The organism is Nevskia ramosa DSM 11499 (assembly GCF_000420645.1).
GTDB classification, from domain to species: Bacteria; Pseudomonadota; Gammaproteobacteria; order Nevskiales; family Nevskiaceae; genus Nevskia; species Nevskia ramosa.
This window is the reverse complement of record NZ_ATVI01000006.1, coordinates 754,909-780,207: the sequence shown is the minus strand read 5'-3', so window position 1 is coordinate 780,207 and position 25,299 is coordinate 754,909. Positions and strand designations below refer to the sequence as shown.

Genomic DNA, 25,299 nt, shown 5'->3' with positions numbered 1-25,299 from the left:
CGACAAGGTTCTAGTCGCCGCCAGCCATGCTCTGAAACACGCCGTCACGCCGCACCCAGGCATGGAACAGCGCGGCGGCGAGATGCAGCAGCACGGTGGCGAACAGCAGGAAGGCCAGCCAGGTGTGGGCGCAGCGGAGCACGGCGTAGAGCGCCGGATCGTGCGGGACGATCGCTGGCAGGTGCACCGAGCCGAACATCGGAATCGGATAGCCGCCGGCTGACAGCATCGACCAGCCCACCAGCGGCATCGCGAACATCAGCGCGTAGAGCAGCAGGTGCGACAGCTTCGCGGCGATCGACTGCAGGGTCGGCAGATCGGCCGGCAACGGCGGTGGTGGTGACAGCAGGCGATTGATCAGCCGCACGATCACCAGCAGCAGGATCGCGATGCCGACCGGCCGATGCAGATCGACCAGCCACGGCCGCTGGGTGATCGACGCGACCATGCCGACGCCGACGAACAGCATGGTCAGGATCATCGCCGACATCAGCCAGTGCAGCAGGCGCGCCGGCAGATTGAAGTGCTTGGACGTGCTCATGGCTTGCCTCCGGTCGAGTTGCCCGCTTGGCCGGTGGCGTCCGGCGCCTTGCCGGTGCCGATCTCATGTTCGCGACGGTTGAACGACACCGAATAGATCGCCGAGCGCGCCGCGAGGATTGGATCGTCCGAAGCTTCGATGCCGGCCGGCAGCACCAGCGGATCGAAATTGATATCGCGGCAGGCGCCGTTGATCTGCGGTTCGGTGCGATCGACGACCAGAGTGCCGACGACGATCTGCTGCCGGTCCTCCGGCCAGGCCTTGGTCGGATCGGCCACCGGATCGTCAGCGCCGGCAACGGTCACCACCAGATCCCAGCGCAGCGGGCCTTCGGCCAGACGCGTGGCGAGATCGGCACTGAGGAAATTCGGGTCTGCGGCCTTGAGCTGTTCGGCGTCCATCGCTTCGAACGGCGTCTGCGGGCGCATCGACCAACGCACATAACGGTGACCGCCTGCAGCATCGACGAAGCGGAACGCATTGACACCGTTATAGGTGGTGCTGGCCAGGCTGGTCGACCACGGCGCGGTCTTGGCCCATTCGAAGAACGACGCGGCTTCCGGGTGCGCCTGCCCGAACGCGGCCATCTTCGCCGGGTCCGGCTTGCCGGTCGCGGGATCGGCTGTCGAGGCCACGTTCAAGTCGTAGAAGCCTTGCGCGGTGGCGACCATGAACACCGGAAAGCTGTTCATCGCCGTGCGCCATTCCTGGCCGTCATCGGCAATCAGCTGCAAGGACAGGCTGCGAACGCGACCACCGCTGTCCGCCGCATGCGGCGAGCCGCCGCCGATCGACATCCGCCCGAGTACCGGCAGCTTGCCCGCCGCGAACACCCGCGCCTTCGATAGGGCCACTCCGGCGCCATTGCTCTCGAAGCTGCCGGCCACGCACAGGCCCTTGGCATGCGCGCGGCGATAACCCGCGCTGACCTCGCCATTGGCTTTCTCGATGACATCGACGAAGCGCGCCGGCGTCAGCTTCGCTGGCGTCAGCCAGCCGCCGACCCAGGCGAAGGCCAGCGCCATCGCTGCGACGATCGCCGCGATGGCGGCCAGTGCCGGCAGCGGATTGCGGCGCGGCTTGCCGGCCTCGGGAGGAGTTGCGGGGTCTGGCATGGTCGGCTCTGGCGAATGGCTGTCTGGCTATCTTGCTTGCGCCCTGGCGGCACGCTAGGTCCGCCTACGCAAAATTCTTCTGCAGTGTGCACTGTGCCGGCCATTGGCGATGGCTTCTGTCCGCTGCCGTACCAATCAGGGCACGGCCGCAGACAGGCTCATCCGCGAGCCGCGCAACATGCACTGGCCGACATCGCCGGGCCGGACGGTCGCTGCGGGTAGCGATCGTGATGGCGCACCCACTCCATCTTGTAGGGCACTTCGCGTTCGTCACGGCCCTTGGGCACGAGGTCCAGAAGGGCGTAGGTGCCCATCATCACTTCGACACCGCGGCCGTAGGTCGAATAGGTGCGGAAGATGTCGCCGGCATCGTCCTTGTAGAAGACGCTGATGCCCGGCGCTTCCTCGCCCTGGAAGGCCTGCGTGTCGAAGTTGTAGACGGGCTGCCCTCCGGCCTTGTCTTCCGGCGTGAAGCTGACGCGGAAGTCGTAGTTGAAGTCGTTGCCCTGCGAGGAAACCCACGGGAACTGCCAGCCCATGCGGTCGCGAAAGCGCTGGATCTCCGCCAGCGGCGCACGCGAGACCGCCAGCAGGGTGACGTCGCGATTGGCCAGATGCGGGTTCATGCCGTCGCTGTGATCGGCCATGAACGAGCAGCTCGGGCAACCCTGCGGCCAGCCCGGGCCGAGCATGAAGTGCTGCACCAGCAGCTGACTGCGGCCGTCGAACAGCTCGGCCAGCGTGCGCGGTCCGTGCTGCGTGTCGAAGACGTAGGCCTTGTCGACACGCAGCCACGGCAGTGCACGGCGCTTGCGGGCGACTTGGTCGCTCAGACGGCTCAGCTCCTTTTCGGCGTCGAGCAGCTCCATTCGCGCCGCCAGCCAGTCTTCGCGCGTTGCCGTCCGGTGGTCAGTGATCGGAAGGCTCATGGTCATTCTCCGCTTGGACGGCGCACGGCGCGGACCTTGCCGCTCGGCCCGCCACCGCAGTAGAAAAGCGCGGCGCCGTCGGACTCCATGCCGCTGACGCCAACGCCCGGCGGCATTTCCAGCCGCTCGAGCACGGTGCCGCTTTCCGGGTTGATGCGGCGGATATCGCTTGCGTCGCCTTCCCAGGTGCCGTGCCAGAGCTCGCCGTCGACCCAGGTGACGCCGGTGACGAAGCGGTTCGATTCGATGGTGCGCAGTACCGCGCCGGTTTCGGGATCGATCTGGTGGATCTTGCGCTCGCGGTACTGCCCGACCCACAGGCTGCCCTCGGCCCAGGCCATGCCCGAGTCGGCGCCGTGGCCGGGTGCCGGGATCGACGCCACGATGTCGCCGGTGGCAGGGTCGATCTTGTCGATCCGTGCTTCAGCGATCTGATAAAGGTGAGTGCCGTCGAAGGCGGTGCCGGCGTCGCCGCTGCGATCGAGCGTGCGGGCGATCCGGCCGCTCTCCGGATCGAACGCGAGCAGCTTCGATCCGGTGGCGGCCCAGACACGCTTGCCGTCGTGGCTGACGCCGTGAATGGCGCCGATGCCGGCGAACGGGCCGTACTCGCGAACGATTTCCGCCGCACGCACGCGTGCTGCTGCCGGGGTCTTGCCAATCCGTTCTGCTTTGCTCTGGTTCATGGTCTTTGCTCCTGGTTGATGCGCTGCTGAGCAGCGCGGCAAGGCCAATCTAGGCTAGCGCCAGCGCAGCAGGGAGTAACAAGTTCGTCGTGAATCCTGTCAGCGGTGGCGATAGCCAGCGTTGCGATCGTGCGAGGCCGATCGAGCGCACGCGCCCTTCGGCCTCAAGCTCGACGAGCGCCCGCTGCACCGTGCGCTGACTGTCGCCGAGTGCCAGCGCGAGCGCCGAGGTCGACCAGGCCATGCCGTCGGCCAGCAAGGCCAGCAACGAGGCCTGATCGCCTTCGATCGGTGGCAGCAGGACAACGACGGCGTGATTGCCCAGCGGCCTGAGTGCGAAGCCGCGCGCACTGGCCTCGATGCGCGCCAGCGGTGCCGCGATGGCGCGCAGACGGCCGATCTCGACCCGCAGCCGGGCCCTGTGCGTTTCGTCGAGATGACGAGTACTGAAAGCACGTGTGATCAGCAGATTGCGATCGACATCGCCAGGCCAGGCTTCTGCCAGAGCGCGTGCCAATGCGAACAGCAGCGGCCGCCGCGCCAGCGGAAGCCAGTTGCTACCAACCCGCAAGCCGCGGCGGCAGCCGTCGATCACCAGCGCACCCGAAGCATGCAGCGCTTCCACTTCATCGAGCCGCAGCAGCTTCTCCTGGCCGGCCTGGATCGAACGGGCCGCGGGACGATCGAGCGCGGCGCGCGCTTCAGCCACTTCGGCCAGCAGCGACGGCACTCGCGCGTGCTCGGCGGCCTCCCGTGCACGAGCGAACGCGGCGCGCGCCACCGCCGTGTTCAGCAAGCGCAGCGCCACTTCGGCAGCGGCCAGTTCGGCCACCGCCAGCAGCGACGGCGGCGCGCCTTGCGTATCGAGGCTGCTCAGCGCGGTGGCAGCCTCATCGACATGACCCAGCAGCAGCAGACGACGCGCACCGATCAGGCGGGCGTGCAAGGCATTGGCGCGATCGGCGCGTGCCTCCAGTGTCAGCGCCGCGACGGCCAGCGTGCGCGGCGAGCCGCGAAGATCGCGCATCGCCAGGGCCACTTCGGCTTCGGCGACGACACAACGGGCGCGGGCCCGCTCTTCGTGCGCGCCGAAGCCACGGGCAGCTCGGCGCAACAGATCGCGAGCGCGTGCATGTTCGCCGAGCTGGGCCATGGCGATACCCCGCAGTGCGAGCGCCGGCGGATCTTCTCGAAGGGCGACGCGCTTCAATGCACCGAGCGGATCGCCGGTAACCAGGGCACGCGCCGCAGCGGCGATCAGGGAGTCCATGGCGACAGGCTACCTCGACTTTCGACAGCGGCAGCGCGTGCAAGAAATCGAACGGCTCACACGAGCAGCACGACCGCCCAGATGGCACAGAACCAGGCAAATCCGCCTGCTGTAACCGGGTGAATGCGACGTTCGACAAACCAGTCGTAAGCGAACAGCGACAGGAAAAGACTGCTCCAGACCAGTACGAAGAATATCCACCAGTAAAAGTCGATCTGGCTTTCGGAGAGACCGGTCAGCAAGGGCTCCAAAGGATCGAAGGCCCGCGACAGGACCGGCTCGAGCATGAACAGCGTTGCGATGTAGACGAAGCGCCTGTGCCAGTCCGGCCGCTTACGGTTGAGATATCCCAGCAGCACCAGCAGCGAATAGCTGGGCAAGAGCAGCCGGTTGGCTTTCAGATAGAACGCCATCGCGTCCCAGCCTTTCCAGACCACCACGAAGATGTGGATGGTACTGAGCGTCACGCCCAGGGCGGCGATCAATCCGACGATGCCAAGCGTGCGATGCAGCCGGACATTGCCTGCACGCACGAGGCTGGCCTGCACGAACAGCATCAGCACCCAGGCGAGGCAGAACAGCCCATGGATGATGAATTTCGGATCGTGATTGCTGGCTTGTCCGACGTTCCAGATGAGGTTGTCGGAGAAGCCCCAGAGCGATAGCGCGAGGACAAACGCGCTGACCGAGGAGAAGTAGTATTTCCGCAGCCATCTGCTGGCGGGCATGGCCTGCGGTCGTTGTCTCGATTGCATATCGCCCCTCGCCCGGCTCGGCGTTCAATGTGCTCCCATTCTGGAGCCTGCACTGGAGAAGCGACATGAAACCCAAGCTCTACGCGCACCCCTTCTCGTCGTACTGCCAGAAGGTGCTGGTCGCGCTGTACGAGAACGACACAGCGTTCGAGTTGCGCCTGCTCGGCGAGCAGGCGGTGGATGCCGAACTGGCGGCGCTGTGGCCGCTGAAGCGGTTTCCGGTATTGGTTGATGGCGACCGCACGGTGCTGGAGGCCAGCATCATCATCGAGCATCTGGGGCTGCATCATCCTGGCCCGCTGCACTTGATTCCCGATGATCCCAAGGCAGCGCTGGAAGTGCGGCTGATGGATCGCTTCTTCGACAACTACGTTCAGACGCCGCTGCAGAAGGTGGTGTTCGACAGCATCCGGGCGCCGGAGAACCGTGATCGGCAAGGTGTCGAAGACGCGCAGGCGATGCTCGGCCTCAGCTATGGCTGGCTCGACGGCGTGATGGCGGATCGCGAATGGGCGGCCGGTGATGCGTTCACGCTCGCCGATTGCGCGGCGGCACCGGCGTTGTTCTATGCCGATTGGGTGCGGCCGATCGACGAATCGTTCGCCCATCTGCGCGCTTATCGCAAGCGCTTGCTGGCCCGGCCTTCGATGGCGCGGGCCGTGGACGAAGCACGGCCGTTCCGTGCGTATTTCCCGCTGGGCGCGCCGGATAGGGACTGAACAGATCGAGCATCGCTGTTACAGCGCTCAGCCGCCGATCGGAAACGCCTCCGGCAAGGCCGTCGAGGCTGGCAAGCGGATGTGCTGGCCATACAGCGCCGATGCTTCGTTATTCTCTGGATTGATCTCGACCATCCGCGCGCCACGCTGGCGGGCGCGTTCGGCGAAACCCGCCGCCGGCCAGACCGCACCGGAGGTGCCGATGCCGACGAACAGCTCGGCATCGTCAACCAGCATCGCCGCATGCTCGAATACGGCTTCGTTCACGGCATCTTCGAACCAGGTGATGTCTGGCCGTAGCCAGGGTGCGCGATCAGGTGGGCAATCCGGGCAATGCCGATGGGCGTAGGCACCCACCGCCAGATCGTCGCGAATGCCATGCACCGGGCAGCGCAGGCGCCACAGGCTGCCGTGCAATTCGGCGACGACGACGACACCGGCGCGTTGCAGCAGACCATCGATGTTCTGGGTGATGACGTGGATGCCCGGATGCTCGGCCTGCATCGCGCGGATGTGCGCGTGGCCGGCGTGTGGCGCGCAGCTCAGCACCTTGGTGCGACGCAGTTCGTGGAAGTCCAGCACCTGCACCGGGTCACGGTCGAAGGCACGCTGGCAGGCGTAGTCCTGATAGTTGTATTCGCGCCAGATGCCGCCGGCACCGCGATAGGTCGGCACGCCGCATTCCGCCGACAGGCCGGCGCCGGTGAACAGCACGATGTTGCGGAAATCTCGCCAGTGGCTGAGCGCGGCGGCGGGCATTGGGGTCGGTGATGGTGTCGTGACTGGACGGAGTTCGATCGAATTCCCGGCACAAGCTTGCCTCACTCCGGATTACCGTCGCCGAACCATCTGCGTCGCCGCCGGTCGATAAGGCTAATCGACAGGTCAGTTCTCGTTCAGCTTGCGGTGCTAACCTGCAGAAACTTTGCAACCTGTTGAGGGAGACCCCGATGTACAAGAAATCATTGCTGGTGCTGGCGCTTGCCATCCTGACCGCTTGCGGCCCTGCTCCACAGCCGCCGGCCGATCCCGCTGCTGCGCCGACTGAAGCGGCCGCCGCCGCGCCGCCAGCCGCAGCACCGGCCGCAGTCGAAGAAGCGCCGGCTCCGAGGCCGAAGCCGAAACCGCGTCCTGCCCCGGCTCCGGAGCCTGTTGCGGCAGCCCCGGCTCCGCCGCCGGTTTGCGGTGATTGCGGCGTGATTTCGTCGGTTGCCGATGAGCGCGTCAGGGGCGAAGCCTCGGCACTCGGCACCCTCGGCGGCGCCGCTGCCGGTGGTGTGGCTGGTTCCCAGTTCGGCAAGAAGTCCGGCAAGATTCTGGCGACCATCGGCGGTGCGGTGATCGGCGGTTTCGCCGGCCGTGAAGTCGAGAAATCGGCACGAGCCGAATGGGTTCACCACGTCACGGTGTCGATGGATGCCGGCGGTACGCGTACGGTGACCTTGCCGCGCATGGGCGGTCTGGCAGTGGGCTCGAAGGTTCGCGTGGTCGGCAACGACCTGGTTCCGAACTAAGCCTCAACGGAAGTACCCAGGGTCTGAGCTGTCCCGGCAACGGGGCAGCTCAGACCCTTATTTTTGCCCAGCGTTTCTGTTTCCAGAGCCAGGCGAAGATGCCGGTCTGGAAAGCGCGGTAGCCGGTCATCAGGATCCAGATCCCCGGCAGGCCGCTGCCGAGCAAGGTCACCGCGGCATAGCTGCCGGGCAGAAAGAAACCCCATTGCAGGCCGACAGCGACCAGCGCCACCGCGCCGCTGGCGCCGACACCGAGCAGCGCATTCATGAGGATGAAGCCGAGGCCATCGAGCGTGACGGCGAGGCCGATCAGGCGCAGCGGCAGCCGGCCGACATCGACCAGCACATCGGCTGTGGCCGGATCGGCGAAGAACACGCGCAGGACGGCGTCCGTCGCGAACAGCATCGGCACCGCGAGCGCTGCGAACACCCACCAGGTTGCTCGGAACACGTCCCAGGCCCAGGCGTAGGCGTCGTCGATATCGCCACGGCCCAGTGCGGAGCCGGTCAACGCCGCAGCCGCCAGCCCGAAGGCGATGCCCGGCAACACGGCCGCCAGGGTGATGTTGATCAGCACGTTGGTGACCGCCAGTTCCGCCGTGCCGATCTGGCCGATGATCCACAGCAGCACCGAAAAGCCGCCGGCGAACAGCAGGTTCTGCACGCAGGACGGCAGGCCGATTCGCAGCAGATCACCGAGTTGCGTCATCGACGGCAGGCGGCGCATGAAGCCGGCCGGCCGGGCTTCGCGCCAGGCCAGCAAGAGGTAGGCGCCGGCACCGGCGAGTGTGCTGATCAGGTTCGCCAGCCCGGCGCCGCGGGTGCCCATTTCCGGCAGGCCCAGCTTGCCGAAGATCAGCAGCCAGTCGAGCAGGATGTTCAGCGCGCTCATGCCGCCGAGCACGTAAAGATAAAGCCGCGCACGGCGGATCGCGCTCCAGTAGCCACGGAACGAGAAGTTGATGCCGACGGCGACGATCGCCGCCAGCCGGAACTGCAGGTAAACCGTGCCCTCGGCGCCGACTGCCGGGTCTGTGTAGAGCGTCGAGAACAGCCAGGGGGCAGCAGCGATCAGCACCAGCGACAGCGGCAGGCCGATGGCGATCGACAGCAGCAGCCCGCCATTGAGCGACAGCGCGGTTTCATCGAGCCGGCCTTCGCCGTAGCGCCGCGCCGCCATCGCCTGCACGGCGGACGACAGGCCGGTGATCGCCGAGAACGCAGTGAAATGCAGGAAGCTGGCGGCGCCGACGCCAGCCAGCGCATTGGCGCCCAGATGGCCGACCATCGCCAGATCGACCAGATTCAGCAGTACCTGGGACAGCATCGCGCCGAGAATCGGCAGCGCCAGCGACCACACTTCACGGAAACGCTGGGCAGGCACGGGGGAGATTCGATCCTTCGGAGGGAATGAGGGAAAGACGCCGCGCTGTTCGGAGCCGGGCAGGCCTGACCGGTCGCGATGGTACGCGAGCAGCGTGACAAGCCGGCATTACCGCGAACGCCAGCCCGCCGGGCTTTGCTGCATGTTGCACTGCGGGTCTAGGCGGCCGTAAAAAATGAGGCTAGTCTCCGCTCCATCAAGCCTTCTGCTGCAGCAAAAGGTTCGAGGTTTCCGGCCACCGCGGCTCGCCGGATCATTTTTGGGGGGAGGGTTTGAGGCGGGGACCGAAAGGTTCCCGCTTTTTTGTTGGCCGCGAGAGCCCGCCGGGTGCCTCAGTCCCCGGTGAAGGTCAGGCGATTACCGAAGGGATCGCTTACCGACAAGTCCCGGCCCCAGGGCATCGGCTCGATGCCGGGCCGCGCATAGGGGTAGCGCTTTGCCAGCAGCTCGCGATGGAAAGCACCGAGATCGTCGACCGGAATCCGCATCGCCGCACCCGGGCTGCAATCGCCGTGATGCTCGGACAGATGAAGCAGGCAATCGCCTTTCGATACCTGCAGGTAGAGCGGCAGATCAGGTTCGAAGCGATACTCCCAATCAATCCCGAAACCCAGGAAGTCGACGTAGAACTCTCTCGCCTTGGTCTCATCGAAGATGCGGAGTATCGGCACCGGCTTGCCGAAGTTCATCTGTAAACCTCCTGCGCTAGCGCCGCTTTTCCTCGGCCACGTTGACCACCGCGGCCACCAGCTGGAACGGCTGATCACCAAGCAGCGCACTGACGGCTTTCGGCAGATGGCGCTTGTCGATCTGGATCAGCGAAACCTGGGCGAAACCCGGCGTCAGGCCACCGGTGGAGCCGGCCCAGGTCTGCGCCAGCGGACCGTCGCCGACCACCGTGGTATCGATGCCGAGTGCTTTCAGCTGCTCGCTTTCCGGCAGCAGCGCGCGAGCACCGTCGACGAGATCGGCGGTCGAGGCGCGAACATCGACCCAGGTATTGACGTCATGACGGATCAACGGCGCCGCCACGCGGCGAATCGCCGGCACTTTGAGCGTCATCCGCAGCAGGCGGCCGACACCAGCGGCGGGCAGGCTTTGCGTGTCCGGGCCGGAGAGCGCGTCGCGAGCCTTGCCCGGGGATGGCAGCGGCGTCAGCGCGCTGGCCAGATGCGCCTGCAGATGCGCGCGCAGCCGGAAGCGGCCGCCATCGCCCAGTTCCTCGCTGAGCATTTCCAGCTTCAGGCGCAGCAGCGGCGCATCGGCGGTGAGTCCCGGCAGTTCGGCGGACAAGGAAAACGATTCACGGCCAGCCAGATCCATCGCCCGGCCGGCGATGGCATCGAAGCCTTGCCCCAGCCCTCGACGCAGGCGATCTATGATTGCCAAGGCCATGATTGACTCCCTCTGGCGCTCACGAAAAACGAATTGCCGACATGCAGGAATCTTACCGCTTCGTCGTCACCGGCCGGGTCCAGGGCGTGGGCTTCCGGGTCGCGACCCGGCGCAAGGCCCAGGCGCTGGGCCTGCTCGGCTGGGTGCGCAACTGCCCGGACGGTTCGGTGGAAGGGCTGGTTGCCGGCGCCAGTTTCGACGCGGTGATGAGCCTGCGCGACTGGCTGCGCCGCGGACCGCCGACGGCCCAGGTCGAAACGCTGGAATGGCGCGCCGTCGATGCGCCGGTGGCGGACGACGCCGGCTTCGTCGTGCGGCGCTGAAGCAGCGCCGCACGACGAAGACTAGATCGTGATCACGCGCTTGTAGATGAAATCGAAGCTGAAGTCCCGGGTGCCGACAGCCTTGCCGTCCAGGTAATCGGCCATCCGCGCCAGACGAGCCGGAATCTTCATCAGCTTGTCCTGGTACTCGCGGCCGCTGGGTGACAGACCGGTCATCGCGCCGATCTGCCAGTGCTCGAGCAGTTCCTCGACGATCGCCTGATAGTTGCGCGGGCCGTAGATCTCGGCACGGCGGACGACATCGGACATGTGGTCGTAGCCCGGCATGTTGTGGCCGGGCATCGCCAGCGCCGGCATCACCTTGAGCAGCGAGTACAGCGCGTTGTTCGGATCGCGCTCCAGGATGCCGCCGAAGCAGGCGCGGTAGAACGCGTAGTGGCGCGACTCATCGCCGGCGATGTGGGCGAGGATGCGCTGGATGCGCGGCTCGTACTTGCCGCAGGTGCGGCCGGTGTTGGCATGGGCAACCTGGGTCGCCTTCTCCTGCATCGAGGTGTAGGCGAGCAGGCGATACGGGTCCTGCTGCCAGTCCGGATTGAAGCCGGCTTCGATGTAGTGGTACTGCATCTTCTCCAGCGCGCCCATGTTGAAGATGCGGGCGTCGCGGCAGTAGTCGCGCATCGCGCAACCGTGGCGGTCTTCCTCGGCCGTCCACATGTTGTTCCAGGTGCTCCACGGCGATTCGTTGCCGAGATGCGTGGCGATCAGGCGATGGAAGTGCGGCAGGCCTTCCTCGGTCAGCAGGTTCAGGGCCAACGCGACACGGATGGTGTCCGGCAGGCCGCGCGCGGCTTCGCGCACTTCGGCGATATCGGCATCGGCGGCTTCGACGTCATGCGCGTCCGCAGACAGCAATTCGTTCGGGAACCACAGCTTGCGGCGTTCGAGATGCTCGGCGGTCTGCCGCTCGACAAAGGCTTGGAGATCGACCATGACGGCGATCTGGTCCGGCGTGCCGAACGTGTGACGAGGCGCTGCGCTGCCCATGGCTCTGACTCCGGAAATACAGGGCGCGGCAATCGATATGATCGCTACGCCGGATTGGAACTACGGCGATTATACGAACGTGACGCCGGCCCGTAACAATCGATACGGTGCCTGACCTCCGATCGGATTCAGCCGCGGATCAGGGTCAGGAACTCCTGGCGGGTGCGCGGATCGTCCCGAAAGCGGCCGAGCATCATCGATGTGGTCATCGACGAGTTCTGCTTTTCGACGCCGCGCATCATCGCGCACAGATGTTTCGCTTCCACGACAACGGCCACGCCCTTGGCATCCGTCACTTCCTGCACGCAGTTGCCGATCTGCTGGGTCAGCTTCTCCTGAATCTGCAGGCGGCGCGCAAACATGTCGACGATGCGCGGAATCTTGGACAGGCCGATGACCTTGCCGTTCGGCAGATAGGCAATATGAGCCCGCCCGAGGAAGGGCAGCAGATGGTGCTCGCACATCGAATACAACTCGATGTCGCGGACGATCACCATCTCGTTGTTCGAGGTGGTGAACACCGCATCGTTGACCAGTTCCTTCAGATCCTGCTTGTAGCCCTGGGTCAGGAATTCCATCGCTTTCGCGGCACGCTGGGGCGTGCGCAACAGGCCTTCGCGATTCGGGTCTTCGCCAACGGCTTCGATGATCGCCTTGTAGTGCTCTTCCACGGACGTTCCTAATTGAATGAAAAATGATTCGGGACAGGTCCGGCGCGCAGATTGCAGCGACTCGAAGACCGATGTTCGGATGGCGACCCGCGCTGACCGCATGGCCGCGCGCTTTGATGGTTCAATATCGGGATTATCCCACAGGGATCAAGCCACCCCTTGACCGTACCGGGCGAAACCATCCGCCGCATTCCGCTGGACCTGATCCGTCCGGGCACCACCCAGGCCCGGCGCCGTTTTGCGGCCGACGCGCTGCGCGAGCTGGCCGAGTCGATCCGCGAGTCCGGCATCATCCAGCCGCTGGTGCTGCGCTCGCTCGGCCATGGTCCGCGCCGCGAGTACGAGCTGCTGGCCGGCGAACGTCGCTGGCGTGCTGCGCAACTGGCCGGCCTCCACGAAGTACCGGCGCTGATCCGCGACGATCTCGACGAAGCCGAAGCCCGCGTGCTCGGGCTGATCGAAAACCTGCAGCGCGAATCGCTGTCGCCGATGGAAACCGCCGATGGCCTGCGCAAGCTTGGCGAGGCGCACACCTTGACTCACGAAGCGATCGGCACCCGCATCGGCAAGTCCCGCGCTTACGTCACCAATTTCCTGCGTCTGCTGGCACTGGCACCGGCGGTGCAGACGATGCTCGACGAAGGCTCATTGAGCCTCGGTCACGCCAAGGTGCTGGCCGGCCTGCAGACCCAATCGCAACTGCGCTGGGCCGAAGCCTGCGTGCGCGAGCGGCTCAGCGTGCGGGCGCTCGAACGACGGCTGGCCATCGGCGCACGCGTGCTTGCCGCCTCGACCAAGCCGGACGACTGGCAGAAGCTTGCCGGCAAGCTGTCCGATCATCTCGGCTACACCGCCGCGTTCAAGCCGGGCAGTGCCGGCAGCGGCGAGTTGCGCGTGAAGTTTCATGACCTTGACGAACTCGATGGTCTGCTCGCCCGCATCGGCTATCGCGAAGGCTGAAGCGGCCGCGCTGCACCGTTCGTAGCGTCCATTGGCACGTTTGACGCGTAGCACGAATACAATTCCCCAACTGTTGCAGCCTTGCGCCTCATGATTGCTTCCCTCTCGATGAACCTTGCCGTGACCCGCGAAGCTTCGGCTCGCGCTGATCGCGTGCTCCGGCTGCACTGATGGCCGATCTGCTCGGACCCTTTGCGCCGCTGCAGCTGACCGAACGCGTCAGCGCGCGGGCCCGCAACATCCGCATTGAAGTCCGGCCCGATGGCAACGTGCTGCTGGTGATTCCGAAGCGCGTGCCGCGGGGCACGGCGCACGCCTTCCTGAAGAGCCGTGAGGAATGGATCCGCATCAAGCTCGTGGAACTGAAATCGCGTGCCGCTCGAGTGCCGACGCATCCGCCGCTGCGCTGGGATGGCAGCGACACCATTCCGCTGCGCGGTCAACAACTGCCGCTGCGCATCGTGCTGTCGCGCATCGCGCGGCCGCTGGTCCGCTTCGATCATGAAGTCAGCGTGTTCTGCTCGACCGCCGACAGCGTCCGTACCGAACTGCTGGCGCAGACGCTGCGCGCAGCGCTCAGCAAGCTGGCCCGCAACGATGCCCGCAGCCTGCTCGAAAGCGAATCGCAGCGGCTCGGCGTGAGCTTCATCGGCCCGCGCATCGCCGATCAGAAATCGCTGTGGGGCAGCTGCACGCCAGATGGGCTGATCAGCCTGAACTGGCGGCTGGTGATGGCGCCACGCGAAGCGCTGCGCTATGTGGTCATCCACGAGCTTTGCCATCGCCGCCATCTCGATCACTCGCCGCGCTTCTGGCGGCTGGTCGAAAAGCAGATGGACGATCACGTGCACTGGCGCGCCTACCTGCGCGAGCACGGTGCGGCCCTGCATGCGGTGCTGCCGAAGGCGGGCATCGAACCGCCGCCGTCAGGATTGTTCGACGGCGCGCTATGACGGGAAAGCGGGCTCGCCCCCTACCTCAGATCGAGTGATCCCGGTTGTTTCCGCTGCACCCCCGCGCTACTGTCGCCGCAGGTGCAGGGGAGAAAACTAGAATGGCAACGCTTGATTCGGTCAAGGTCCGCGATTACATGACGACCAAGCTCGTCACCTTCCGGCCGGACATGGAAGTGATGCACGCCGTACACACGCTGGTCGAGAAGGGCATCTCCGGTGCGCCGGTCGTCGATGCCAAAGGCAACCTGGTCGGCATCCTGTCGCAGCGCGACTGCCTCGAAGTGGCGCTGACCGCCGCACAGGACACCTGCATCGCCGGGCCGGTCGCCCAGTACATGAGCGAGAAACCGGTGACCGTCGATCCGGAAACCAATCTCACGCAACTGGCGACGATGTTCACCACCGCGCCGTTCCGTCGCTATCCGGTGATCGAGAACGGCCAGCTGGTCGGCCAGATTTCGCGCTCGGACGTGCTGCGCGCGATCAGCCACCTTTGCTGATTGAGGAGCTGAGCTCAGGCTGTGCGCCTGAGCAGGCCAAGCTTCTTCAGATGCACCAGCAGCAGTGACACGGCCGCCGGCGTGACGCCGGAAATGCGACTGGCCTGCGCGACGGTCTGCGGCCGATGCGCCGCCAGCTTCTGGCGCACTTCGTTGGAAAGACCGCTGACCGCCGCGTAATCGAGATCGACTGGCATCGGCGCATCGTCATAACGCACGGCGCGCGCGATCTCGACCTGCTGGCGCTCGATGTAGCCGGCGTACTTGACGCGGATTTCGACCTGCTCGGCCACTGCGTCGTCGATGTCTTCGCTCATCAATCCGAAACGCTTCAGCGCAGCGATATTGGCTTCCGGCCGGCGCAGCAGATCGAGTGCCGAGGCACCGTTGTCGGCCGACGCCGGACCAAAGGCCTCGACCATCGCCGGCGTGCCGAGCTGTGTGGGCTTCAGCCAGTGCGCTGACAGCCGCGCGCTTTCGACATCGATCGCATCGCGCTTAGCCCTGAACGCTTCCCAGCGCGCATCGTCGACCAGATTCATCTCGCGGCCTACCGGCGTCAGCCGCAGATCGGCGTTGTCCTCACGCAGCAGCAGGCGATGCTCGGCGCGCGAGGTGAACATGCGATACGGCTCGGCCGTGCCGCGCGTGATCAGATCGTCGACGAGCACGCCGATATAAGCCTCATGCCGCGCCGGGCACCACGGCGCTTCATCGCGTGACTTGCGGGCGGCATTGATGCCGGCCAGCAGACCCTGCGCCGCCGCTTCCTCGTAACCGGTGGTGCCATTGATCTGGCCGGCGAAGAACAGGCCGGCGATGACCTTGGTTTCCAGGCTCATCTGCAGATCGCGCGGATCGAAGTAGTCGTACTCGATCGCATAACCCGGCCGGGTGATGTGGGCGCGCTCGAAGCCCTTGATCGAATGCACCAGCGCTTCCTGGATGTCGTACGGCAAGCTCGTGGAGATGCCGTTCGGATAGACCTCATGGGTGTTCAGACCTTCCGGTTCGATGAACACCTGATGCGAAGTCTTCGAGGCGAAGCGATTGACCTTGTCCTCGACACTCGGGCAATAGCGCGGCCCGGTGCCTTCGATGATGCCGGTGAACATCGGGCTGCGATCGAAGCCGCTGCGGATGATCTCGTGCGTGCGCTCGTTGGTGTGGGTCATCCAGCAAGACACCTGACGCGGATGTTCGGCGACCGATCCGAGGAACGAGAACACCGGCGTCGGCGTGTCGCCTGGCTGCTCGATCAGGCCGTCGTAGTTGATCGTGCGGCCATCGATGCGCGGCGGCGTTCCGGTCTTGAGGCGGCCCACGCGCAGCGGCAGTTCGCGCAGACGCGCAGCCAGCGCATTGCTCGGCGCATCGCCAGCCCGGCCACCCTGGTGATTGACCATGCCGACGTGAATCTTGCCGGCGAGGAAAGTACCGACGGTCAGCACCACGGCGCGTGCGGTGAAGCGCAGGCCGGCGCGGGTGACGACACCACGCACTGCTTCGCCTTCAACGATCAGGTCATCGACTTCCTGCTGGAACAGCGACAGGTTCGGCTGATTTTCGAGCAGCTCGCGCACAGCAGCGCGATAGAGCATGCGATCGGCCTGGGCGCGAGTCGCGCGCACCGCCGGCCCTTTCGACGCATTGAGGATACGGAACTGGATGCCGGCGCGATCGGCTGCATGCGCCATCGCACCACCAAGGGCATCGATCTCGCGGACCAGATGGCCCTTGCCGATGCCGCCGATCGCCGGGTTGCAGGACATCTGCCCGAGCGTCTCGATGTTCTGGGTGACCAGCAAGGTGCGGGCACCGCTGCGCGCCGACGCGAGCGCGGCTTCGGTGCCGGCGTGGCCGCCGCCAATGACGATGACATCGAAATGCTGCGACATGAGACCACCCGAACGAACTGCGCGCCTCGCGCGGGGCGAATTCTACGCCCCGCGTCCGTGCCAGTTCAGAACGGAATGCGCCCGGTGAGCATGTCCTTGAACATCACGAAATCGCCGGCGAGGCTGTAGAACGGTGCCTTGAAGGTCGCCGGGCGGTTCTTCTCGACGAAGAAATGGGCGACCCAGGCGAAGCCGTAGCCGAACAGCGGCATGAACCACAACGCGGTGTAGCGGCCGGTGAGCAGCGCGTAGACGGCCGTTGCGATCACCAGGCTGGTGCCGATGAAATGAAGGCGCCGGCAGGTGCGGTTCGCGTGCTCGCCGAGATAGAACGGATAGAACTCGCGGAAGCTCGCGGTGGGTGGATTGGCTGCTGCTGCGTCGCTGGTCTTGCTCATCGCTGATCTCCTGGCTTGAACGCGGTCAGGCGGATTTCGCCGTAGCACGCCGGGCGCTATGCATGCGCCAGGCTTTCTTGTACTCGTCGAACAGGTAACCGACAAATGCGCCGAACACGCCGAGCTTGAAATTCGGCTTCAGGCCATCGGCCAGGCGCATCACCTGCAGGTAGTACCAGCCCTGCTGGCCGAACACGTTGATCAAGCGCAGCAGATGCACCTTGGTGGTCGGCGCGAAGATGCCGGGGCCAAGCTGCATGCGCTTCTCGTAGCGCGGCAGTTCGCTGATCGCGCCGCTCAGCAAGCGCTTCGGCAGATCCGGCTCGCCACACAGCGGCCGGCCGAGGCCGATCAGATCACAGTCGCCGCTGGCCAGCGCTTCGTCCATGCCGGCGCGGGTGCGGAAACCGCCGGTGACCAGCATCGGCATGGTCGCGACCTTGCGGATGGCCGCCGCATATTCGAGGAAATAGGCCTCGCGCTTGCGCGTGCTGTCCAGCTGTTTCGGGAGCTGCGGCTGCGCTTCGGCCTGATCCGGCGCGCGATAACCGGCCACGTCCCTGGCCTTGCCCTCGTAGCCGAGCAGACGCGGCTGCTCGTAGCTGCCGCCGGAGACTTCGAGCAGATCGATACCGGCCGCGTTCAGCCAGTCGACCACCTTCAGGCATTCCTCGTTGGTGAAGCCGCCTTTCTGGAAGTCCGCCGAGTTCAGCTTGACGCTGATCGGGAAGTCCGCGCCGACGGCCTTGCGCGTCGCCTTGATCGTCTCCAGCAACATCCGCGCGCGGTTCTCCAGGCTGCCGCCCCAGGCGTCGGTCCGCAGATTGGTGACGCCGGACAGGAACGACGACAACAGATAGCCGTGCGCACTATGAATCTGCACGCCGGTGAAGCCCGCTTCGCGCGCGGTAGCCGCGACATTCGCATAGCGCTGAATGAAATCGAGGATCTCGGGCTCGGTGATTGCCCGCGGCTTCGCGTAGTTGGCGAGCAGCTTCAACTGCACCGCGCTGGGCGCCAGCGGCTCCATCGTCACGTACATCGGTGACTGCCGGCCGGCGTGGCTGATCTGCATCCAAAGATGGTTGCCGGCGACAGTGCCGGCCTTCGCCCAGGCCTTGAGCCGCTGCATCGTCTCGGCATCCGGCCGCGCCGGGTCGATCGCGACGTTGCCCGGCCGTTCCAGCACCCGGCGATCGATCTGCACGTTGCCGGTGATCAGCAAGCCCGCGCCGCCCTCGGACCACTGGCGATACAGCACCTCGTGGCGAGAAGTCGGTCGCAGATATGCATCGGCCACACCCTCGGTCATCGCGCTCTTGCACAAGCGGTTGGGCAGCACGGCGCCGCAGGGGAGGGTGAGCGTGTCGGCGAGTTGCGGGGTGGGCACTTCGAACTCCTGTCTCGATGATCTGGAACATTCCGCTCGCCCGCCATCATGGGCGTCGTCGGCAAGTAGGGCGACGAAGACTAGACGCTCTCGGCGAGCTGACGCTATGGCGGATGCTCGTCAGCTGAAGCAAGCGAATACAGACAGCGAAGAACATCGAGCCGAATGACCTCCCCGTTCAGCGCAGTGGTTCGAGAGGTGAACGGCGGCTGCAATCGAAGCAATCCCCTCACGGGCGGAATCCTGATTTTTCAAAACTGTCGCTGAGCAAAAGCTTGTTCATCTGCGTCCGGTGAAGCAGATCGGATCTGACCTCTGTCATTGCCGAGCAAAATAAAATTTCTCGCTCGAGTACCTTTTTAACCAGCCCGCAATAGTCCGAAGTTATCTTTGGACATCAATTTCTTGGGTCAGGTACCTAAACTATTTTCTTCGATGTCTGTCCAGGCGAGGCTCAGAACGCATTATTCAGGTACGAATATTGCTGGATACATGAAGATACTTGTTCACTGTAATTTTACTTTTCTTCGGAAAGACTTTTACTGGTTCTTGGAGATATTCAGGAAAGATAGGCTGGGAAAGCGAGTGAAAATGAACTCTTCAGCGCTTTACACGGCTTTTTTCCTGATGCTTGTTGTATTTTTCCATATACTGCTTTCCGCCAGCGACCAGCTGCAAGACTGCCTTTGAAGGCAGCAAGGATCGCCCAGGCACTACGTTTCAGATTCTGGCTGTCCGGACATCGCTGTCGTTAACGGGATAGATGCCTTGGATTAGTCATGACGTACTGGCGGGCAATCTCGTTTGCCCGCTAATTTCAAGTTGTCATCGGGGGATACTATGTTTGGGACCAGAGCGATCTATTTCGCAGCCGCGCTCGTGCTTGCTGCTTTCCGCCCCGTCGGCGCCGCCGCTCCCACTTGTAGTGCATCCGACATCCAGTGCATCACCAATGCGACGCCTGGATCCACGCAGACCAGCGGAACCCGAGCCGCGGTTGCCGGTACCGGTCTAGGACGCATATTTCCGTCCAAGATTTCCGTGAACACCGGGAGCTATCGCATCAATAGCGGTGCTTTCACCTCGGCGCCAGGAACCATTGCGAACGGCGACAAGGTCACGCTTCGCCTCGATGCCTCCAGCTCTTACAGCGCCGCCGTGACGCAGACGCTGAGCATCGAGGGTCAACCCAACAGGATTTTTCGGGTCATCACCCTGGAAACCGATCCCAATCCGCCGCCGCCCCCACCGGTCGTCGTTCCTGAACCTGTCGCGATACGTTGGTCTGCATACGGGAAACTGACCCTGCCAGTCGACCAGGATGGGAAAGCCGGCGCCGATGAAATCGAAGCTTCCGCTCTCGACAACTACTCGTCGACTTACTGGTACCAACCTACATCCGGCCAGCGGGCACAGTCGGGATATAGCGCCACAGGAGGGGAAACAGTGTTCTGGACACCCGTGAACGGCGATGGAACCACCGAAAGCTCCTCGTATGCACGTACCGAAATGCGCGAGCAGGTGGTGTCTGGCAACAATCGCATCAACTGGGGCCTCGCCGGCACCCATATCCAGAAGGGAACAGTGGTGGTGTCCCAACTTCCGACCGCGATCAGTTCGACGTCGAAAACGTTCTTGGTTTTCGGGCAAATGCACAGTGTCGATAACTCGCCGCCGATGAAAATGATCTTCCAGCGCCTGCCGAACGGCACCACGGAAGTCATGTCGAACTACAACACCAAACGGGCAGGCGGCGCGTCACAGAACTCCACCGTGCGGGTTCCAATCCGGATCGGTGAGAAATTCACTTATGAAATTCGCCTGATCGATGGAACGATCACGACACTGGTCAACAACATCGTGCTGGATGTCCGCGACATGTCTTCAGGCTGGAACGGCGCGCAGTTGTTCTTTAAGGCAGGCAGTTATCTTGGAAACAACGCGCAGACTGCGACCGGCTACGGAGAGGTGGTGTACTCGACTTTCGAGGTCGTCCACCAGTAGCGCACGGCGCGGCCGTGGCTCCCGCCGGTCGCGACTTCAGCGCTGGCAACCCGGACACCAGCAACTAGCCCGGTTGCCCAGCCGCAAGCCCTTGATGATCGTCCCGCACTTCCGGCAGGCCAGGCCCTCGCGGCCGTAGACGTACAAATCCTGCTGGAAGTAGCCCGAGGCGCCATCGGCACCGGCGAAGTCACGCAAGGTGGTGCCGCCCTGAAGGATCGCTTCGCTCAGCACCGAGCGAATCTCGGCGGCCAGGCGCGCGTATTCGGCGCGGGTGACACGGCCGGCGGCACGCTTCGGCCGGATGCCGGCCCGGAACAGCGATTCCGCCGCATAGATATTGCCGGCACCGACCACCACCTGACCGTCCATGACGAAGCTTTTCACCGCCACCTTCTTGCCACGCGAGCGCTGGTACAGGTAGTCGCCGCTGAAGGCTTCCGAGAACGGCTCGGGGCCCAGCGAATCGATCAGCACGTGGCCGATCTCGGCCTTGGGCCAGGACAGCACGGCGCCGAAGCGGCGCGGGTCGTGATAACGCAGCAGCCGGCCGTCATCGAGCACCAGATCGACGTGATCGTGCTTCTTCAGCGGATGACCCGCGTCGAGCACCAGCACCCGGCCGGTCATGCCGAGGTGGACGATGATCCGGTCGCCGCCTTCCAGCGCGAACACCAGATACTTGCCACGCCGCGTGACGCCCTCGATCCGCTGGCCACAGGCATAGACCGCGAAATCCACCGGCACCGGCCAACGCATCCGCGGCTCGCGGACCACGACCTCGGTGATGCGACGGCCGACGACATGCGGCTCGACGCCGCGGCGGACGGTTTCTACTTCGGGGAGTTCGGGCATGGCTGAAGCTTAAGGGCGCGGCGCAGCAGCAGGCGCTGGGACCAGCTTCAGCAAGCTTTCCGCAAACCCCGGATCCAGCTGGTAACTCACGGGCAGATCGAGCCGCTGCAGATAGCGGCCACCCGCCTTGTCGATCAAGGCGTAGCGGTACTCGCTGCCATCGGCGAGCGTGATGCGAACATCCGTCTTCGCAGCAGCGCTGCTCTCGGCCATCGGCGGCAAGGTCGAGATTGCCCGTGCGCTGCGCCAGCCGTCGACCAAGGCTTGCAGTGCTGGCGAGGTCGCGGCTTCCGTAGCAGGCGCTGAAGTCCAGCCGGGACCGACCGGGCTTTTCGAGACGATGAGCCCCGGTACTTCGATGCGGGCGATATCCGCCTCGAACGGCAGCAGGGCCTTGTTGGCGAGATCGGTGAATTCGCCGTCGACCAGCTCGGGTGGGAAATCATTGATCAGGCGGATGCGCGCATCCGGCTTGCCGGGATTCACTTCGACGTAACGGCTCTGCTTCAGCGGCTCGATGTCGCCGATGGCGAGCACGGTGCCGTCGAGTTCGATGAGGCTGTGCGGCGGATCGAGGCCGAGTTTGGCGCGCTCGATCTTGCTGCCGTCGATGTCGCCATGGGTTTCGGCGCCGAGCAGTTCGGTGATGGCGCCGATCTCGACCAGATCGGCCGGCAGCTGCACCGGCGCGGTCAGCTGCCAGCCGATCGCGGTCTTTTCGAGCTGGATGTCCGGGCTGCCGGCGTTGTGCAAAACGATGTGGCGCACGGCGTTGCCGTCGATGGCGGTCAGCGGCGGTTTCGGCGCGATCGCGGCGGACAACTTCTCTTCCTGCTTGGTCTGGTCGACGACGACAAGGCTGGCCAGACCGACGGCGGTGATCGCCAGCAGCAGATTGACGGTAGCGGTTTTCATGGCGGGTTTCCGGATGTCACTGGCGACGGCGGATCAGCCAGCGGCCGATGCCGAAGCCGAGCAGCAACAGCGGAATGATCGCGGTGAAGCCGGCGCCGGCCAGCCAGAACGCCCAGGGCGGCAGGTTCAAGGCGATGTCCGGTGCGCGCGGCACATCGACGTCGATCAGGGCATCGCGCGACGACAGCCATTGCAGCAGAGCGACCGCGAGGGCCTTGTTGCCATCGCGCTCGAGCATCAGGTCGGACAGGAAATCGCCATCGCCGAACAAGGCGATGCGCTGATTGCGTTTGGCTTGCTCGCCAGCGGCCGGAAGTTCGCGGCTCATGCTCAAGCCGATGGTCAGCGGGCCACGGCGGTCGACGTCCTTGTCGAAGGCGACCTCGCCGTCGATGCTGCCGGTCTCCAGCCAGGCGTCGGCCTGGGTCTCGATGATCGGCGCGTAAGTCCAGCCGGCCACCTTCGGAAGCGCAGGCGTATCGAACTCGAGGGCGCGCGCCAGCGGGAACGAGGTGATCTTCGCAAACTGCCCCGCCGAGGTTCCGGTGATCGGGTTCGGCGGATAGCTGGCGGTCAGGAACACGGCCGGGCTCGGCGAGCCGACGGCGGCGTAGTTGGCGAAGATCACCGTGCCGTTGAGCCAGTGAACGCCGAGACTTTGGGCCAGCGGTTCGAGGCCAGCGGGGTAGTCCGGATCGGTCAGCCACAGCAGATTGCCGCCGGCCTCTACATAGGCGCGGATCGTCGCGATTTCGCCGTCGAGCAAGGCTTGAGTCGCGCTGGCGATGACCAGCGCCGAGGTGTTGTCGGGAATCTTCGGCGTGGTCAGCAGGTTCAGCGGCAGCACTTTCAGACCTTTCTCGGCTAGCGCTTCGGCGAGCAGAGTGAGATCGTACTGGGTAGCACCCGGCCCCGGCGTGATCGAGCGTTCGCCGTGGCCCTGCAGGAACAGCACGTAGCGTTCGCCGGCGTCGGCGAGCCGTTGCAGGCTGGCGGCGATTTCCGCTTCGCCGAGCTGCTCCAGCGTCTCGTGGCGGCCCTGATATTCGAGCACCGCGACACCGGCCCGGCTGATCTTGTGGCTGCGCGCCTTGATCGGCTCGGCACCGGGATCGATGAACTCCAGCGACAGGTTCTTCTTCACGCGCTGATAGCGCGCCACCAGCGCCTGCACTTCGCCGCGGGTTTCGCTGTTCGGGTAGTCGAAAACCAGCACGCGGATCGCATCCGGCATCGCCGCCAGCTGGCGGCGGCTGCCTTCGGTCAGCGTGTTGCGATTGCCGTAGGTCCAGTCCGCCTCGATCTTGTAGCGCGTCGACACCATCGCCGCGAGCAGCACCACGATCACAATCAGCACGGTGTTCAGGCGGCGCTGGAAACGCCGGCTTGCGAGTGTCTTCATGAGCGCCATCAGTTGCGCTCGCTGTCCAGCTGCAGCACGGCCAGCCACAGGAACAGGATCGTGAACAGCAGGTAGTAGACGATGTCGACCGAGGAAAAGATGCCGCGCCGCAGGTTCTCAAAGTGGCCGACCATCGCCAGATAGCCGAGCAGCTTGCCGATCCAGCCCGGCTGCGAACTGAGCACCTGCATCAGCCAGAGCATCAGCAGCAGGCCGAAGCTGGCGACTGCGGCAATCGTCGGTTCACGCGTCAGCGTGGAGACGTACAGGCCGGCAGCGCCGAGCGCCATCATCATCAGGCTCAAGCCCAGCAGGCCGGCAGCGATGCGGCCGAGATCGAGGTTGGAGCCAACCAGCAGCATCAGCGGCATCGCCGCCAGCAGCAGGATGGTCGCGGCGATGAACGCGAACAGCCCGAGGAACTTGCCGAGCACGATCTCGATCAGCGACACCGGCGACGCCAGCAGCAAGGTCAGGCTGCCGTTCTTCCGCTCCTCGGCGAACAGCCGCATGGTCAGCAGCGGCATCACCAGCAGCAGGACCAGGGTGGCGAACGAATACAGGCCGCCGCCGATGTAGTCCGACAAGCCGACCGAGGATTCCGGCCCGCGCGGGTTCTGCGCGTAGTCGAGGATCAGCAGCAGGAAGACCACGCCGAGAATGCTCTGCAGCACGGCGAGCACGGTCCAGGCGAGCGGCGAGACGAAGATGCGCCGCGCTTCGGTGCGGGCGATGGTGAAGACGATCGGCATCAGGCGGCCTCCTGCAAGGCGTGGGCGTCGCCAGCGCTGAGTTCGACGAAGATTTCTTCCAGCGTTCGCCGTTCGGCATGTAGCTCGATCAGGCCCCAGCCACGCGCAGCAGCAGCGTCGGCAATCGCGGCGCGCGGATCATCGCCGCTGTTGGTGACGGTGATGCGAACCTGGCTGCCGGTCAGCGTTTCGATCTCGCCGACACCGGGCAAGCCCAGCAGCACATCGAAGGCCGGCATTCGCAGGAAGCCGGCGATGATCGTCCGGAAGCCTTCATTGCCTCCTGTGGCAAGCGGTTCGGCGTACACCAGCCGGCCGCGGTGAATGATCATCACCCGGGCGCAGACCGCCTGGATTTCCGGAAGGATGTGGCTGGACAGGATCACGCCGTGCTCCTGGCCCAGCGCCTTGATCAGCCGGCGGATTTCCAGGATCTGGATCGGATCGAGGCCGACCGTGGGTTCGTCGAGAATCACCACTGCCGGGCGATGGATGATCGCCTGGGCAATGCCGACCCGCTGCTGATAACCCTTCGACAAATTGCCGATCAGCCGCCGCGAGACCTCGCTCAAGCCGCAGGACTGTTTCGCCCGCTGCAGGGCCGCTGCGCGTTCGCTGCGGCGCAGGCCATGCAGGCCGGCGCAGTAGCGCAGGTATTCGTCGACGGTCAGCTCCGGATAGACCGGCGGCAGCTCGGGCAGATAGCCGAGGCTCTGCTTGGCGCGCTTCGGATCATTGGCCAGCGACACGCCGTTGATGGTCACCGTGCCGCTGCTGGGCGCGAGCACGCCGGCGAGCATCTTCATGGTCGTCGACTTGCCAGCGCCGTTCGGGCCGAGCAGGCCGAGGATTTCGCCCTTGCGCAGCGACAGGCTGATGTCGTGGGCAGCAACGTGGCTGCCGTAGCGACGGCTCAGCCCGCGTGCTTCGATCAGGAATTCGTGGGCCATGGTTGCGGA

27 protein-coding genes are annotated in these 25,299 nt (G+C 64.9%); 7 read left to right on the top strand and 20 right to left on the bottom strand.

Translation table 11 applies throughout. The annotated features are described in order from the left end of the window. Positions 1 to 10 precede the first annotated feature (10 nt). The 6 genes from G513_RS0110420 to G513_RS0110395 all read right to left on the bottom strand — a co-directional run bounded on the left by G513_RS0110420 (position 11) and on the right by G513_RS0110395 (position 5,269). Entirely contained in the window at positions 11 to 541 is a 531-nt protein-coding gene (locus tag G513_RS0110420) for a cytochrome b (protein ID WP_022976787.1), read from the bottom strand. Beyond that, positions 538 to 1,656, bottom strand: a complete 1,119-nt coding sequence (locus G513_RS0110415; protein ID WP_022976786.1) for a catalase family peroxidase — start codon at positions 1,654 to 1,656, stop codon at positions 538 to 540. Before G513_RS0110415 ends, G513_RS0110420 begins: the two co-directional genes overlap by 4 nt. A 158-nt stretch (positions 1,657 to 1,814) precedes the next feature. Continuing rightward, positions 1,815 to 2,585 (bottom strand): DUF899 domain-containing protein, encoded by a 771-nt coding sequence (locus tag G513_RS0110410; protein WP_028475388.1) that lies wholly within the window; start codon positions 2,583 to 2,585, stop codon positions 1,815 to 1,817. Positions 2,586 to 2,587: 2 nt separating this feature from the next. After that, positions 2,588 to 3,271, bottom strand: coding sequence for a Vgb family protein (locus G513_RS0110405; RefSeq protein WP_022976784.1), 684 nt, complete (start codon positions 3,269 to 3,271; stop codon positions 2,588 to 2,590). A 49-nt stretch (positions 3,272 to 3,320) separates the two neighbouring features. Beyond that, positions 3,321 to 4,541, bottom strand: a complete 1,221-nt coding sequence (locus G513_RS0110400) for a hypothetical protein (RefSeq protein ID WP_022976783.1) — start codon at positions 4,539 to 4,541, stop codon at positions 3,321 to 3,323. Positions 4,542 to 4,597: 56 nt separating this feature from the next. Further along, complete coding sequence (locus tag G513_RS0110395; RefSeq protein WP_022976782.1) at positions 4,598 to 5,269, bottom strand: hypothetical protein; 672 nt, start codon at positions 5,267 to 5,269, stop codon at positions 4,598 to 4,600. Between the two features lie 92 nt (positions 5,270 to 5,361). Between G513_RS0110395 and G513_RS0110390 the strand changes: the two genes are divergently transcribed. Beyond that, on the top strand, positions 5,362 to 6,015 hold the full coding sequence (locus tag G513_RS0110390) for a glutathione S-transferase family protein (protein WP_022976781.1): 654 nt from the start codon (positions 5,362 to 5,364) through the stop codon (positions 6,013 to 6,015). A gap of 27 nt (positions 6,016 to 6,042) precedes the next feature. Here G513_RS0110390 and G513_RS0110385 read toward each other — a convergent pair whose 3' ends face one another. Continuing rightward, entirely contained in the window at positions 6,043 to 6,774 is a 732-nt protein-coding gene (locus G513_RS0110385; RefSeq protein WP_022976780.1) for an SIR2 family NAD-dependent protein deacylase, read from the bottom strand. 191 nt (positions 6,775 to 6,965) lie between these two features. Between G513_RS0110385 and G513_RS22450 the strand changes: the two genes are divergently transcribed. Then, positions 6,966 to 7,529 (top strand): glycine zipper 2TM domain-containing protein, encoded by a 564-nt coding sequence (locus G513_RS22450; protein WP_022976779.1) that lies wholly within the window; start codon positions 6,966 to 6,968, stop codon positions 7,527 to 7,529. A gap of 49 nt (positions 7,530 to 7,578) precedes the next feature. On the opposite strand, the gene G513_RS0110375 is transcribed toward G513_RS22450, so the two are convergent. From G513_RS0110375 to G513_RS0110365, 3 genes are all read right to left on the bottom strand, one after another. After that, positions 7,579 to 8,913, bottom strand: a complete 1,335-nt coding sequence (locus G513_RS0110375; RefSeq protein ID WP_022976778.1) for an MATE family efflux transporter — start codon at positions 8,911 to 8,913, stop codon at positions 7,579 to 7,581. Positions 8,914 to 9,245: 332 nt separating this feature from the next. Beyond that, a complete protein-coding gene (locus G513_RS0110370; protein WP_022976777.1) occupies positions 9,246 to 9,602 on the bottom strand; it encodes a glyoxalase superfamily protein in 357 nt (118 codons plus the stop codon). A gap of 16 nt (positions 9,603 to 9,618) precedes the next feature. Beyond that, positions 9,619 to 10,308: a hypothetical protein gene (locus tag G513_RS0110365; protein WP_033417428.1), complete on the bottom strand. Its 690-nt coding sequence runs from the start codon at positions 10,306 to 10,308 to the stop codon at positions 9,619 to 9,621. 41 nt (positions 10,309 to 10,349) lie between these two features. Here G513_RS0110365 and G513_RS0110360 point away from each other — a divergent pair, with 41 nt between their 5' ends. Next, positions 10,350 to 10,631: an acylphosphatase gene (locus tag G513_RS0110360; protein WP_022976775.1), complete on the top strand. Its 282-nt coding sequence runs from the start codon at positions 10,350 to 10,352 to the stop codon at positions 10,629 to 10,631. Positions 10,632 to 10,652: 21 nt separating this feature from the next. Here G513_RS0110360 and G513_RS0110355 read toward each other — a convergent pair whose 3' ends face one another. Both G513_RS0110355 and folE read right to left on the bottom strand, forming a co-directional pair. Next, positions 10,653 to 11,639: an acyl-ACP desaturase gene (locus tag G513_RS0110355; protein WP_022976774.1), complete on the bottom strand. Its 987-nt coding sequence runs from the start codon at positions 11,637 to 11,639 to the stop codon at positions 10,653 to 10,655. 128 nt (positions 11,640 to 11,767) lie between these two features. Next, a complete protein-coding gene (gene folE / locus G513_RS0110350; protein ID WP_022976773.1) occupies positions 11,768 to 12,310 on the bottom strand; it encodes a GTP cyclohydrolase I FolE in 543 nt (180 codons plus the stop codon). Between the two features lie 159 nt (positions 12,311 to 12,469). Here folE and G513_RS22445 point away from each other — a divergent pair, with 159 nt between their 5' ends. From G513_RS22445 to G513_RS0110330, 3 genes are all read left to right on the top strand, one after another. Continuing rightward, positions 12,470 to 13,270 (top strand): ParB/RepB/Spo0J family partition protein, encoded by an 801-nt coding sequence (locus G513_RS22445; RefSeq protein ID WP_022976772.1) that lies wholly within the window; start codon positions 12,470 to 12,472, stop codon positions 13,268 to 13,270. 170 nt (positions 13,271 to 13,440) lie between these two features. After that, positions 13,441 to 14,223 (top strand): M48 family metallopeptidase, encoded by a 783-nt coding sequence (locus G513_RS0110335; protein WP_022976771.1) that lies wholly within the window; start codon positions 13,441 to 13,443, stop codon positions 14,221 to 14,223. A gap of 101 nt (positions 14,224 to 14,324) precedes the next feature. Next, complete coding sequence (locus G513_RS0110330; RefSeq protein ID WP_022976770.1) at positions 14,325 to 14,726, top strand: CBS domain-containing protein; 402 nt, start codon at positions 14,325 to 14,327, stop codon at positions 14,724 to 14,726. 14 nt (positions 14,727 to 14,740) lie between these two features. Here the strand turns inward: G513_RS0110330 and mnmG are convergent, their stop codons facing one another. The 3 genes from mnmG to G513_RS0110315 form a co-directional block, all read right to left on the bottom strand. Next, entirely contained in the window at positions 14,741 to 16,624 is a 1,884-nt protein-coding gene (gene mnmG / locus G513_RS0110325; RefSeq protein WP_022976769.1) for a tRNA uridine-5-carboxymethylaminomethyl(34) synthesis enzyme MnmG, read from the bottom strand. A 65-nt stretch (positions 16,625 to 16,689) separates the two neighbouring features. Further along, complete coding sequence (locus tag G513_RS0110320) at positions 16,690 to 17,022, bottom strand: Mpo1-like protein (RefSeq protein ID WP_022976768.1); 333 nt, start codon at positions 17,020 to 17,022, stop codon at positions 16,690 to 16,692. A 25-nt stretch (positions 17,023 to 17,047) separates the two neighbouring features. After that, complete coding sequence (locus G513_RS0110315) at positions 17,048 to 18,412, bottom strand: NADH:flavin oxidoreductase/NADH oxidase family protein (RefSeq protein WP_028475384.1); 1,365 nt, start codon at positions 18,410 to 18,412, stop codon at positions 17,048 to 17,050. Positions 18,413 to 19,453: 1,041 nt separating this feature from the next. On the opposite strand from G513_RS0110315, the gene G513_RS25435 reads away from it, so the two are divergent. After that, a complete protein-coding gene (locus G513_RS25435; protein ID WP_169560601.1) occupies positions 19,454 to 20,416 on the top strand; it encodes a polysaccharide lyase family 7 protein in 963 nt (320 codons plus the stop codon). Between the two features lie 36 nt (positions 20,417 to 20,452). Here the strand turns inward: G513_RS25435 and mutM are convergent, their stop codons facing one another. The 5 genes from mutM to G513_RS0110280 are packed head-to-tail and all read right to left on the bottom strand — an operon-like array spanning position 20,453 to position 25,290. Continuing rightward, the gene (mutM, locus tag G513_RS0110300; protein WP_022976764.1) at positions 20,453 to 21,271 is read right to left on the bottom strand and encodes a bifunctional DNA-formamidopyrimidine glycosylase/DNA-(apurinic or apyrimidinic site) lyase; all 819 of its coding nucleotides are present in this window, start codon (positions 21,269 to 21,271) and stop codon (positions 20,453 to 20,455) included. Between the two features lie 9 nt (positions 21,272 to 21,280). After that, positions 21,281 to 22,186 (bottom strand): DUF4340 domain-containing protein, encoded by a 906-nt coding sequence (locus tag G513_RS0110295; protein WP_022976763.1) that lies wholly within the window; start codon positions 22,184 to 22,186, stop codon positions 21,281 to 21,283. A gap of 16 nt (positions 22,187 to 22,202) precedes the next feature. After that, positions 22,203 to 23,588 carry a GldG family protein gene (locus G513_RS0110290; protein ID WP_028475383.1) on the bottom strand — a complete coding sequence of 462 codons (1,386 nt, stop codon included), beginning with the start codon at positions 23,586 to 23,588 and terminating at the stop codon, positions 22,203 to 22,205. Between the two features lie 8 nt (positions 23,589 to 23,596). After that, positions 23,597 to 24,340, bottom strand: a complete 744-nt coding sequence (locus tag G513_RS0110285) for an ABC transporter permease (RefSeq protein WP_022976761.1) — start codon at positions 24,338 to 24,340, stop codon at positions 23,597 to 23,599. Continuing rightward, positions 24,340 to 25,290, bottom strand: a complete 951-nt coding sequence (locus G513_RS0110280) for an ABC transporter ATP-binding protein (RefSeq protein WP_022976760.1) — start codon at positions 25,288 to 25,290, stop codon at positions 24,340 to 24,342. The genes G513_RS0110285 and G513_RS0110280 overlap by 1 nt, the downstream gene beginning before the upstream one ends. Positions 25,291 to 25,299 lie beyond the last annotated feature (9 nt).